Source organism: Paenarthrobacter sp. AT5, from assembly GCF_032764245.1.
Classification (GTDB): Bacteria; Actinomycetota; Actinomycetes; order Actinomycetales; family Micrococcaceae; genus Arthrobacter; species Arthrobacter ureafaciens.
The window spans coordinates 584380-595742 of record NZ_CP136441.1; the positions used below are offsets into that span (position 1 = coordinate 584380).

Consider the following 11363-nt stretch of genomic DNA (forward strand, 5'->3'; position numbering starts at 1 on the left):
ACGTCTTTGTTACTGGGCTTCCTGGTTACCGGGCTTCGAGGTCCTCAAGGGTCTTGCCCTTGGTATCGGCGGAAAGCATCGTGGCGACGGCGGCAACAGCGCAGATGCCCAGTGTGGTCAATCCGATGACCATGGGGATGTTGCTGGAACCCGGAGGGGCGATTGCGGTGAAGAGGCTCGGGAAGAACGAGGCAATCATGAGTCCGATGTTCTGGGAGACAGCGAAACCAGTGACACGGATCCGCATGGGGAACTGCTCCTGGAAGAACGTGGCGAACGTGCCGTTCCACATCTGGAAGAAGATGCCCTGGACAATAACGACGCAAACGAAGACCAGCGGCAGGCTGCCCAGCTGGATCGCATACAGGTAGCCCATGGTGAGCAGGCCGCCCGCGAGTCCGCCGGCAACCATGAGGGTTCGGCGGCCGATGCGGTCGGACAGTGCGCCGAAGAGCGGAATGGTGACGACGGCGGCGACGTTGGCGGCCAGGGTGACCCACAGGAACTCGCTGCTGGAGAACCCGATGCCGTAGCCCTTTTGCGTTGCGTAGGAGACACCGAAGATGAGGGTTGCCATGCCGATCACGTTGGTAAAGGTCATCGCGATGCATCGGACCAGTACCCACGGGTGCGTGCGGAGCAGGTCAACCAGCGGGAAGCGGCGCTTGGCTGTCGCGTCGCCTGACTGCGCCACGTAGGCGGGGGGCTCCTGCACGCGGCGGCGAATGACGTAGCCCGCCACGATCACTAAGGCGCTCAGAAGGAACGGCAGGCGCCAACCCCAGGAGTGGAACTGCTCTTCGGGAAGCAAGGCAGCCAGCGGAATCAGGACTGCCGTGGCAAGGATGGAGCCCACCTGGGTGCCTTGGAGGCTGAAGCTGGCGAAGAAGCCGCGTTTCCCATCAGGGGAGTGCTCCACAATCATGGCGCTTGCGCCGCCGAGTTCGCCGGCTACCGCGAAGCCCTGGATGAGGCGCAGGATCACCAGCAGCAGCGGCGCAAGGAGTCCAACCTGTCCATAGGTGGGAAGCAGGCCCACGGCGAAGGTCGCGAAGCCCATGAGCAGCATGGCGAAGACCAGAACCTTCTTGCGCCCTTGCTTGTCGCCATAAGCGCCCAGGACTACGGCTCCGAGCGGCCGTGAAACATAGCCGACGGCGTAGGTGGCAAGGGAGGCGATGATGCCCACGGTCGGGTTCTCCGTGGGGAAGAAGATGGTGGGGAAGAGGAGTGTGGCTGCCAGGGAGTACAAGGCGAAGTCGTAGTACTCCAGGGCGCTTCCGATCCAACCGCTCATCGCGGCCTTCTTGGGATCTTTCCGGCCCGGGGTGGTGTCGATCGGGGTCTCTCCCGGGGTGGGAATTGTTTCCCTTCGGTGCATGACGCTCACGTGGATCTCCTTAGTCGTCATTGGCAAGGATGCTGCGGTTGAATCGATTCATAAATCATAGTTCGTGATCTGCGTTACGTCAAAAGGTGGACTCCCGGCAGCCGGCCCCCCGGATTCCGTGTAACCTCGTTAAACCGGATAAACCTTGATTCGCGAAATACACGGCTAGCTAGGAAAGTGGACATGGACCCGCGAAGTGTTTTTCAGGAAGACTGGTTCGACCTTGGAAACCAGAAGGTGACGGGCGCGCATGCGGTGGCCTCCCTTCATGACCTTCAGCGCGCCATTAATGAATGGCGTCGTCGCAATCGCTCGCAGAGCGGCGTTGGAGACACGGACATCGTTGCCCTCCAGATCGTCTTCGACGCCGAAAAGGAGGGGCTGGCTGTCAGCCCCCGCGACTTGAGTGAGCGTCTGGGCATTACGTCTGCGGCCACCACTATGCTGATCGACCGGCTTGAAGCCTCGGGCCACATTCGACGCGAAAGGCATCCGAGTGATCGCCGTTCGGTTATTCTGCGTCCGGTTTCCCTCGCTCTTGAGCCGTACCCCGCACTTGCTGCGTTGAGTGACCTCATAGCCGCTGAAGCTGACTCCCTGACCCCGGACGAGGCGGAGGCGGTTGCATCCTTCCTGGGCAGGCTCGCCGAAGGGGTGGGCAAGCTCGGCGTTGCGGAGCTTCGTAAATCCTGAATGGACACCCAGCTAAAAAAGCAATATAACTAGTTTATCGAGTTACTTTGCAGCTTAGCGAGATTGGGTGGTTGTTATGACAGCAGTACTGCATGGCCCCGGTGCGAACGAACGCCCAATGAATGAAGGTGGCGACGCCGTGGACGGTGTCATCGAACTGGTTTCCTTGGCGGAGCAAGCTGCCGAGGTGGAAACGTTGACGGAATCTTCGAACGTTTCCGGCGCGGAGCCTGCTGCCGAGGTCGGTTCCAGTCTGGTTCGCGAGGCGGGGCTGAGCCAAATGGCTGAGATGGGCCACGTCCCGGCGGCCGGAAGTCCCATGCACTGTGGAGCCGCAATGTCCCTCTCGGTGTCGCCCGGGCCCGTCACGAGCGGTCGCTCCGATGGTGAGGTCTGGCCGGCTTGGGCGTGCTCCTGCGGTTTCCGGATGGACGCGGAGGCCAGTGATTTCGTGGGCAGCGTCTGGACGGCTGCTGCCCTGGTGGAGTCGCTGCAATGGGAGATGGACTCTGCAAAAGAGTCGCTGGGTCATGCGGTCCGGCAGGCCACCTTGGCCGGTGTTGAGGGCCGGGACCTCCAATTGGCTTCAGGCTTGACCGAACCTGACCTCAAGGAACTCCTGGGCTAGCAGGACTACAAGGATACTCGCCTATCCAATGGCGATTTCAGTTTGTTGCTTCTAGGATCAATGCTGTGGAAACCGACGAGCAGAATGAAGATTTCCAACGCCTTCATCAGTTGATTGACGGCAAGGAAGACCTCAAGGGTTTCTTGGATGGAACCACCAAGTACGCTGCACGGGCCCTAACGCGGGCCACTGGCGTGCAGGTCGAGTGCGCAGTGACGCTGCACCGCCGGAAGCGGGCAGCAACAATAGCCGGCAGCAGTGATGACGCCATCCTGCTTGACGGGATTGAACAGAGGCTCGACGACGGCCCGTGCATGGAGGCTTTGAGGACCGGTGTGCCTGTAGTGGTGATCGACGCGGCCACTGAGACTCGATGGCCGGAGTATGCGCGCAACCTGACTGTCGCCGGTGCACGCAGTGCGCTCGGCGTGCCGATGGAACTGGGCGATGATGCCTCCGCAGGACTGAATTTCTTCTCCGACGTCGCCGACCTCTTTACGGAGGGGATCATCGAAGAAGCGGTGACTTTCGCTGACATGGCGAGCCAGGCCTTGAGGTTGGCGCTGCGTATAGCTACAGCGGATCTTTTGGCGAAGGACTTGAAAGCAGCCATGGAGCGCAGGACGGTCATCGACCTCGCAACAGGCATCGTTATGTCACAGAACCGGTGTTCGCAGGAAGAAGCCTTTGCGGTGATGCTGCGGGCGTCCCAAAACCGCAACCAGAAGCTTCACGATGTTGCCCGCGACATGCTTCGCAGCCTCGCGGGCAGCACCCATGAAACCAGGACGCACTTTGATGACTAGTGCTGCACCAGCCCGGCGAGCACATTCTTAGGCCGCTGCATCTCGCCGTGCTTGGCGCCAAGTACGATGACCCAGCCTGCAAAAGCGGGGATGGCCCACTGGAGCGCTTTCAGCTGTTTCTGGGCTGCCTTCAGCTCATCTGATGCATCCGGCCGCGGCTCGGTTGCGCCCCGGGCGCCCTCGTCGGCCAGCTTGTCAACCTTCTTGCCGAGGATGCCCGCGTAGAGTGTGACCGCGGCGCCGGCTACGGTGACCGCGGTCTTCAGGACCGTGTCCCCCGCCACGCTGTCCTGCTTGGCGATCCGTCCCTTGTTTTCCCAGGCAATCGCGAGGTCGGACAACAGGTGTGCGGAGAAGGCTGCGGTCTGGATGGGTGCCCACTTCATCCAGCCCTTGCTGGAAAGGCGTGTCCGTTCGGCGGGATCGGTGGCCTCGGCGGCGGCGCCGTTCAAGCCGATGGCTCCCATGAGGGATCCTCCGAACCATGCCGCTGCTGTCAGATCATGAATCGAGCGGGCCAAGAGATTTCCTGCCATGATGACCGTCCTTGCTTCCGTGGGAAAGATGCGGGTGTGCCGATCAACAGCACGCCAACATAGTAAGCAGACTTAGTACTTTCTTTCCAGCCCCCGAACCGCTCGCGTGATGAGAAACGCTGAAGCGTGAAATCCATCACTTCAAAGAATCACACTGCTAAGATATTTTGCACCAAGGCATTCTGTGAATGCGGCTCCGGGATTACCGCTGTGATGCCTTGCTTCATCTTCGAAGCCCTCGAAACTCTAAGGATGCCCATGGACACAACGAGAGAACACGTGATGCAGGATGAGGTCAAACCTAACTGGTGGGTACTTTGCCTAACATTTGCCGCTGTAGTGCTTGATGGATTCGATACTGTCGCGTTGGGGGTGTCCATCCCATCCATGTCAAAGGCGTGGGGGGTTGAGCCCGCCCATTTCACCCCGGCCCTGGCTCTAACCAGTGCGGGGGTTGCCATTGGCTATATGGCGGTGGGGCGCCTGGTGGCAAAACTGGGCACTCGCAATGTCATCTTTTCCGCCGTTGCGCTCTTCACGATTGGCTCGCTGTTGACAGCGTGGTCAGGTTCAATAGTGGAGCTGACGATCCTCCGATTCCTGACAGGCCTGGGGTTGGGTGCGGTGCTGCCCGCGGCTGTCTCACATGCCACCGCCACCAATCCATTGCGTTTGCGCCAATCGATCGCGGTGGTGGTGATGACGGGTATTTCGTTTGGGGCCCTGATCGCCGGCCTCGCAGGTGGCGTGGTTATCAGTGCGCTCGGGTGGGGGTGGGTGTTCATCCTCGGAGCCATTGCTTCGGGTGTACTCCTGCCGTTTTTGTGGATCGGACTATCGGGCCGACATGAGTCGATCACGCCCGCAAATCATTCCGAGGCCAAGCATCACGCCGCAGTGTCCCGCCTTTTCGATAAACCCGTACGGAGCAAGACGCTTCTGCTGTGGTCATTCTCATTCCTGATATTCGCTGTTTACTACGTGTTCTCATCGTGGCTGCCCACGCTGCTCACCAGCTACGGCTTTGGACCTGGCATGGCCCCGTTGGGATCGGCGGCCTTGGGTGTAGGTAGCATTGTGGGCGCCGGTGTGCTGCTTCTCGGATCACGTCGCCGCCGGATGACTTCAGTCTTGGCCTGCACTTCAGCCGCAGCTGTCGTGTTCCTGGTGATTTCCGCATTCCTCGGTCCGGACAAGGCGTTGTTGCTGATTGTTTTCGGTGGCGTCGGACTTGGGCTCCAAGCCGGCATGATCGGCCAGGCGGCTATGGCGGTGACTCTATACCCTCAAGCAACTGTTACCGCGGGCGTGGGATGGGCAGCTTCCTTGGGCAGGCTCGGATCGGTGGTGGGTCCCATATTCGGCGGGATGCTCATTGGCCTTGGCGCAGACACCGGCACCATTGTTTTCTCTGTTTGCATACCCGTGCTCGTAGCACTGGCACTGGTGCTGATCCTGGGGAGAATAACGGCTGGAAGGAATGCGACCCCCGAAACGTCTCAGCTGGACAACGAACACCTCGCAGCCCCGCCTGGCAGGTAGTGGCTGCCAGGCCGGGAAGAGCAGTTGACACCGCGCAAACGGCGTAGCTTAGCTTTCCATCAGCCGCTTCATCTGCGCGCCGGCGTCGCTCCCCGGTGCCGGCGTGTAGACGACTATGTGCAGGTCAGGCCTGTCCGACGGCGAGACCTGGTGGTGCTCCATGTGCAGGACGCCGACGGTGGGGTGGTGAAACTGGCGCTCCCGGGATTCGAAGCCCAGAATGTCGTACCGGTCCCAGCTCTCCTGAAACTCCGGGCTGGCTTCCTTGAGCCGGCCAACCTGGTACGCGACATCCGGGTCGCCTAGGCGTTGCCCTGTTTCAGCCCTGAATTCTGCCAGGAACCGCTTGCTGGTGACGTCCCAATCGGGGAGAAGATCGCGGATGAAGGGGTCGGTGAAGACCAGCCACAGCAGGTTCCGGTCCGAGGCGTCAAACGTGCCGATATTGGGATACAGCGCCTCGTACGCCCGATTCCAGCCGGCAATTCCCCAATCCGGGGACAAAGCGTAGGAGGGGTTGGGGTCCAAGGCGTCCAAAAGGCGCTGCACATGGGCGGGAGCGTCGGCCGCGACGGGTCCCTTTGGCAGTGCAGAAGAATAGCCGCCCAAGGAAAGCACGTAGCTGAGTCCAGTGTTGGAGAGATGAAGGGCCCTCGCAATGGATTCAAGAACCTGCCGCGAGGGACTGATGTCCCGTCCCTGCTCCAGCCATGTGTACCAAGTAACACTGACGCCGGAGAGGAACGCGATCTCTTCCCGTCGAAGGCCGCGCTCGCGGGAACGCCCCACCGGCGGCAGGCCGTAGTCCGAACGAAGGGCTTGATTGCGGCGGGTCCTGAGGAAGAGTCCCAGTTCCTTGCGCCTCTCGTCTTTCACGAACTCAACACTATTACTCTGGTACTTTCACTACTAGTAGCAGCACCGTCTTCCGCCGGTCCTGGAACAACAGCAGGATGGTAGACATGCCTGCACTTCGTTCAAAGACAGTTACCCATGGCCGCAATATGGCTGGAGCCCGCGCACTGCTGCGTGCCTCCGGCGTCGCCAACTCGGATATCGGAAAGCCGATCATCGCCGTGGCCAACTCCTTCACTGAGTTCGTTCCGGGTCACACCCACCTCGCCCCCGTGGGCCGCATCGTCTCTGATGCGATCCTCGCCGCCGGCGCAGTACCCCGCGAATTCAACACCATCGCCGTGGACGACGGCATCGCGATGGGCCACTCAGGCATGCTCTACTCCCTGCCGTCCCGCGACCTGATTGCCGACTCCGTGGAGTACATGGTCAACGCGCACTGCGCCGACGCCCTGGTCTGTATCTCCAACTGCGACAAGATCACCCCGGGTATGCTCATGGCAGCATTGCGCCTGAACATCCCTGTTGTCTTCGTGTCCGGTGGCCCCATGGAGGCCGGCCGCGTGACCCTGACCGACGGTTCCGTGCGCTCCCTGGACCTGGTGAACGCCATCGCCGACGCCGTTGATGAGTCCATCTCCGATGAAGACATCAACCTCATCGAGGAAAACGCCTGCCCCACGTGCGGCTCCTGCTCCGGTATGTTCACGGCCAACTCCATGAACTGCCTCGCCGAGGCAATCGGGCTTGCCTTGCCCGGCAACGGCTCCGTGCTCGCCACACACACAGCCCGCAAAGCCCTTTACGAGAAGGCCGGTGCCACGATCGTCGAGCTCGTGAAGCGCTATTACGACGGCGACGACGACTCTGTACTGCCGCGCAACATCGCCACCGCCGAGGCTTTTGACAACGCCATGGCCCTGGATATCTCCATGGGCGGCTCCACCAACACCATCCTCCACCTCCTGGCCGCAGCCCAGGAAGCGGGCGTGAACTACGGCCTGGCCGAGATGGATGCCAAGTCCCGCCAGGTGCCTTGCCTGGCCAAGGTGGCCCCGAACGTTGCCGGGAACAAGACCTATTACATGGAAGACGTCCACCGGGCCGGCGGCATCCCCGCTCTGCTGGGCGAGCTGAACCGCGGCGGTCTCCTGCACAAGAACGTGCACTCCGTACACTCCGCAGACCTGGATGGCTGGCTGGATGACTGGGACATCCGCGGCGGCAAGGCCACCGAGGAGGCAAAGGCGCTGTGGCACGCGGCGCCCGGTGGCGTACGCTCCTCCACGGCGTTCTCGCAGTCGAACGAATGGACCTCCCTGGACACTGACGCCGAGGGTGGCTGCATCCGCTCGGTGGAACACGCCTATTCCAAGGACGGCGGCCTGGCTGTGCTGCGCGGCAACATTGCCGTGGACGGCGCCGTCGTGAAGACCGCCGGCGTGGACGAGTCCATCTGGAAGTTCGAAGGACCGGCAATTGTCTGCGAGTCCCAGGACGAAGCAGTGGAGATGATCCTGAACAAGACGGTCAAGGAAGGCGACGTGGTGGTCATCCGCTACGAAGGCCCCCGCGGCGGTCCGGGCATGCAGGAAATGCTGTACCCGACGTCGTTCCTCAAGGGCCGTGGCCTCGGCAAGAAGTGCGCCCTCATCACCGACGGACGTTTCTCGGGCGGCACGTCCGGGCTGTCGATCGGCCACATCTCCCCGGAAGCCGCTTCCGGCGGCGACATCGCCTTGGTCGAGAACGGTGACATCATCAGCATCGATATCACGCAGCGCTCTTTGCAGCTGCAGGTGTCCGAGGAGATCCTCGCCGAACGCCGCGAAAAGCTGCTGGTCAACGGAGGCTTCAAGCCCAAGAACCGGGACCGCCAGGTATCCCCGGCCCTGCGTGCCTACGCCGCGATGGCTCTGTCCGCGGACAAGGGCGCAGTGCGCGACGTCTCGCTGGTGGAAAACCTCTAGCGGAATACCCGCGCCGCCCCACCCGTTGGCACTAACCATGAAAGCAATCACCTACAGCAAATACGGAAATCCGGATGTCCTCGAGATGACGGAACAGCCACAACCGAAGGTCGGGCCGGGAATGGTCTTGGTCAAGGTCAAGGCAGCTTCGGTCAATCCCGTGGACTGGAAGATCATGGCCGGTTACCTCGACGGTGTAATGGACCTCCAGTTCCCGGCGATTCCGGGGTGGGACGTAGCGGGCGTCGTCGAGTCGGTAGGAATTGATTCGCGGAAGTTCGCTCCGGGAGATGAAGTGATTGCGTACGGGCGGAAGGATTTTGTTCACGGCGGCAGCTTCGCCGAGTACATTGCCCTGCCCGAGCGGCTCCTGGCCCGCAAGCCGAAGTCCCTGGACTGGAACGAGTCCGCGGGGCTTCCGCTGGCCGGGTTGACGGCGTTCCAAGTGTTGCGGCGCTTGGAAGTGAAGGCCGGGGAGACCGTCCTGATCCACGGCGGCTCCGGTGGCGTTGGTTCCTTGGGCATCCAGATCGCCGCCTCCTGGGGTGCCAGGGTCATCGCTACTGCGTCGGAGAAGAACCACGGGTTCCTGCGGTCCTTGGGTGCCGAGCCGGTGGCTTACGGTGAAGGACTTGCCGGGCGGGTCCGTGCGCTGAGCCCGGACGGGGTGGACGTTGTTGCTGATTTCGCGGGTGGAAACCTCGAGGCGACTCTGCAGGTACTGGCCGACGGCGGACGACACGCCTCGATCGCGGACAGCGACGTCGAGGAGCACGGCGGTACGTGGATGTGGGTAAGCCCTGTGGGTGCCGACCTGCAGGAACTGGCCGACTTGGTTGATGACAAAAAGTTCCGCGTCGAGGTGGCCAAGGTCTTCGCCTTGGCAGAGGCCGCGGATGCTTTCAGGCTGAACATGGAAGGCCACACCCGCGGCAAAATCGTGCTTTCCGTGGACTGAAAGCTTTCCGTGGACTGATTGCGGACCATTCCGGCAAAGTCCGGGTGTTTTGACTGCTGCAGGGCTGGGTACGGGACAACGTAAGCCGTACCCAGCCCAAGCTGCAGCAAGGGAGAACCAATGTCAGGCGCCAATCCGGATCCGTACGAAGAGAACATCACAGGCCTGGAGCCCGGCGGGGGAGTTCCTCCGGGAGAAACCCCGCCCGGGGAAGCCTCCACTGCCGGACCGCAGGGGCACGAGGAACACGGAACCAGGAAATCCACGCAGGTCTTCTGGATCGCCGTGATCGGCGTCGTGGTCCTGATGTCGTTGCTCTACTTCATTGGCTACATCGTGGGGTTCTTTGACTGATTGGATCACCCGCGCTCAGATTGGATTCCCGAACTCCTTGATGGTGATGCCGGAGAACGTCGCCGGGCCGCCGTCGGCGTAGAAGGAAATGCCCGTGTCGCCGTCGTCGAAGTGCACTTGCTGCGACAAAACCGTGTGGCCGGCGTTGATGAACACCTCCACGCTTTGGGTGTCCACGAAGATGCGCAGATGCACAGACTTCGCGTTGGCATCGATCGGGGCGGCCGCCCGGGTGTAGGGGACCAGCGAATAGCCGGCCAGATCGGATGGAGCCCGGTCAACATAAAGGTCCCCGCCGTACTTGCCGATGTTGGTGTGCCGGGATCCGTCGGCGGACCGCCCCACTGACACCCCGACGTTCGCGGCGGTGTCCCAAGCAATGTCCAGCTCCAGCTCGTAGGCGCGGCCGCTCCACGGCAGCACGAAGCTGCCGTTCACGGTTTGGTTGGGAATGCTCGTGGTGGCAGTGACATAGCTACCTAGCGAGGAGATGGGAGTGCTGAGGAGTGAGTACCAGCCGCCGCCCTGTCGTTCCAAAGTAAGCTCCCGGGTGATGGAGTTCTGGCCGTTGTAGCCGTCAGTGGCGTCGGTGGGAACATCGCGCGCGGCGTACTTCCAGTTGTTCATCCACGCTGTGGCGAGCCGTTTGGTTTCCGGCGCATCCAAGGATGGCCAAGTCACTGCCGCGTACCAGTCCCAGCCCCAGTCAAGCCACTGCGGGGTCAGATCGTCCGCCAGGAATTCCGTGCCGTTCCAGTTGCCTGTCCAGTATGCGTAGGTCATGGGCAGCCCGATGCTGTAGGCGTCCATACTGGCCGCGAAAATCCAATGCCGGGTGCCGTCGTCGGCGGTCATCTCGAAGAGGTCCGGACATTCGATGCCCCCGAGTGCGTGGTTCGGGTAATCGAAGTTGGACCGCCACTGCCAATCACGGAGATTCGCGGAGGTGTAGAACGCGGCGTACCGTGCCCGGCCAATTACGCACACCCATTCCCCGCGCGCGGCATCCCAGTGGATCTTTGGATCACGGAACCATTCGGCGTTTTCGATCTCCGCCGCAGTGACGGCCGTCCGGCCGTCGGTGTTGACGATCACGGGATCCTGCAGGGAAGTGAACGTATACCCGCCGTCGACCGACCAGTAGAGGTACTGCTCCTGGTACTTGCGGATGCCCTCGGTCGGCTTGGTGGCCAGTACGACGACGGCTCCCGCACCAAAGCCTGCCGTGTTGGCTGAGTCGATCACGGCGGAACCGGACCATACGGGAAAATTCGGCGTCAGCGGGAGCACGGTTCCGTGGTGGGTGAACGAAACACCGTCCGTGGTGGTCGCGTGGTCCCAGCCACCCTGGCCGTTGTTGATATCCGAGTGCAGGTAGTAGAGCTGGTACGCGCCGTTGGTGTAGACGGGTCTTTGCGGATCACACAGCCATCCTGAGGGCGGCGTCATGTGGTAAACGGCCCGCAACGACGGTGAAGCGTGCGAGGCTCCAACGGCAGTGCCGGACATCAGGAGCGCCAAAGCGCCGGCACCGGTTCCTTGCAGGACTGCCCGTCGTGAGAATTCGAGGGTCATGAAGTGGTTCCTCTCAAGCATTCATTGGTTGAGACCGCGGTGGTGGCTGCACACAA

Annotated in this window: 11 protein-coding genes; 7 read left to right on the forward strand and 4 right to left on the reverse strand. The window is 61.8% G+C overall.

The window, feature by feature from the left end; genetic code table 11:
- Positions 1-25 precede the first annotated feature (25 nt).
- Complete coding sequence (locus RI444_RS02825; protein ID WP_410510797.1) at positions 26-1390, reverse strand: MFS transporter; 1365 nt, start codon at positions 1388-1390, stop codon at positions 26-28.
- Between the two features lie 183 nt (positions 1391-1573).
- Between RI444_RS02825 and RI444_RS02830 the strand changes: the two genes are divergently transcribed.
- The 3 genes from RI444_RS02830 (at position 1574) to RI444_RS02840 (ending at position 3517) form a co-directional block, all read left to right on the forward strand.
- Entirely contained in the window at positions 1574-2083 is a 510-nt protein-coding gene (locus tag RI444_RS02830; protein ID WP_021471704.1) for a MarR family winged helix-turn-helix transcriptional regulator, read from the forward strand.
- A 118-nt stretch (positions 2084-2201) separates the two neighbouring features.
- A complete protein-coding gene (locus RI444_RS02835; protein WP_021471703.1) occupies positions 2202-2711 on the forward strand; it encodes a hypothetical protein in 510 nt (169 codons plus the stop codon).
- A 65-nt stretch (positions 2712-2776) separates the two neighbouring features.
- Positions 2777-3517 (forward strand): GAF and ANTAR domain-containing protein, encoded by a 741-nt coding sequence (locus RI444_RS02840; RefSeq protein WP_021471702.1) that lies wholly within the window; start codon positions 2777-2779, stop codon positions 3515-3517.
- Here RI444_RS02840 and RI444_RS02845 read toward each other — a convergent pair.
- On the reverse strand, positions 3514-4053 hold the full coding sequence (locus RI444_RS02845) for a hypothetical protein (protein ID WP_031216292.1): 540 nt from the start codon (positions 4051-4053) through the stop codon (positions 3514-3516). The genes RI444_RS02840 and RI444_RS02845 overlap by 4 nt on opposite strands.
- 126 nt (positions 4054-4179) lie before the next feature.
- On the opposite strand from RI444_RS02845, the gene RI444_RS02850 reads away from it, so the two are divergent.
- Complete coding sequence (locus tag RI444_RS02850) at positions 4180-5595, forward strand: MFS transporter (protein WP_242703150.1); 1416 nt, start codon at positions 4180-4182, stop codon at positions 5593-5595.
- A 48-nt stretch (positions 5596-5643) separates the two neighbouring features.
- Here RI444_RS02850 and RI444_RS02855 read toward each other — a convergent pair whose 3' ends face one another.
- On the reverse strand, positions 5644-6471 hold the full coding sequence (locus RI444_RS02855; RefSeq protein ID WP_021471699.1) for a helix-turn-helix transcriptional regulator: 828 nt from the start codon (positions 6469-6471) through the stop codon (positions 5644-5646).
- Positions 6472-6557: 86 nt separating this feature from the next.
- On the opposite strand from RI444_RS02855, the gene ilvD reads away from it, so the two are divergent.
- The 3 genes from ilvD (at position 6558) to RI444_RS02870 (ending at position 9732) form a co-directional block, all read left to right on the forward strand.
- A complete protein-coding gene (gene ilvD / locus RI444_RS02860) occupies positions 6558-8420 on the forward strand; it encodes a dihydroxy-acid dehydratase (protein WP_021471698.1) in 1863 nt (620 codons plus the stop codon).
- A 37-nt stretch (positions 8421-8457) separates the two neighbouring features.
- The gene (locus RI444_RS02865) at positions 8458-9378 is read left to right on the forward strand and encodes an NADP-dependent oxidoreductase (protein WP_021471697.1); all 921 of its coding nucleotides are present in this window, start codon (positions 8458-8460) and stop codon (positions 9376-9378) included.
- Between the two features lie 120 nt (positions 9379-9498).
- The gene (locus tag RI444_RS02870; protein WP_021471696.1) at positions 9499-9732 is read left to right on the forward strand and encodes a DUF6480 family protein; all 234 of its coding nucleotides are present in this window, start codon (positions 9499-9501) and stop codon (positions 9730-9732) included.
- A 15-nt stretch (positions 9733-9747) separates the two neighbouring features.
- Here RI444_RS02870 and RI444_RS02875 read toward each other — a convergent pair whose 3' ends face one another.
- Positions 9748-11307 (reverse strand): glycoside hydrolase family 32 protein, encoded by a 1560-nt coding sequence (locus RI444_RS02875; RefSeq protein ID WP_021471695.1) that lies wholly within the window; start codon positions 11305-11307, stop codon positions 9748-9750.
- Between the last annotated feature and the right edge of the window lie 56 nt (positions 11308-11363).

What these genes read in the sequence shown, in the direction of transcription:
- RI444_RS02830 (WP_021471704.1), top strand. Translation starts at nt 1,574, where the DNA reads ATGGACCCGCGAAGTGTTTTTCAGGAAGACTGGTTCGACCTTGGAAAC.
- RI444_RS02835 (WP_021471703.1), top strand. Translation starts at nt 2,202, where the DNA reads ATGAATGAAGGTGGCGACGCCGTGGACGGTGTCATCGAACTGGTTTCC.
- RI444_RS02845 (WP_031216292.1), bottom strand. Translation starts at nt 4,053, where the DNA reads ATGGCAGGAAATCTCTTGGCCCGCTCGATTCATGATCTGACAGCAGCG.
- ilvD (WP_021471698.1), top strand. Translation starts at nt 6,558, where the DNA reads ATGCCTGCACTTCGTTCAAAGACAGTTACCCATGGCCGCAATATGGCT.
- RI444_RS02865 (WP_021471697.1), top strand. Translation starts at nt 8,458, where the DNA reads ATGAAAGCAATCACCTACAGCAAATACGGAAATCCGGATGTCCTCGAG.
- RI444_RS02870 (WP_021471696.1), top strand. Translation starts at nt 9,499, where the DNA reads ATGTCAGGCGCCAATCCGGATCCGTACGAAGAGAACATCACAGGCCTG.
- RI444_RS02875 (WP_021471695.1), bottom strand. Translation starts at nt 11,307, where the DNA reads ATGACCCTCGAATTCTCACGACGGGCAGTCCTGCAAGGAACCGGTGCC.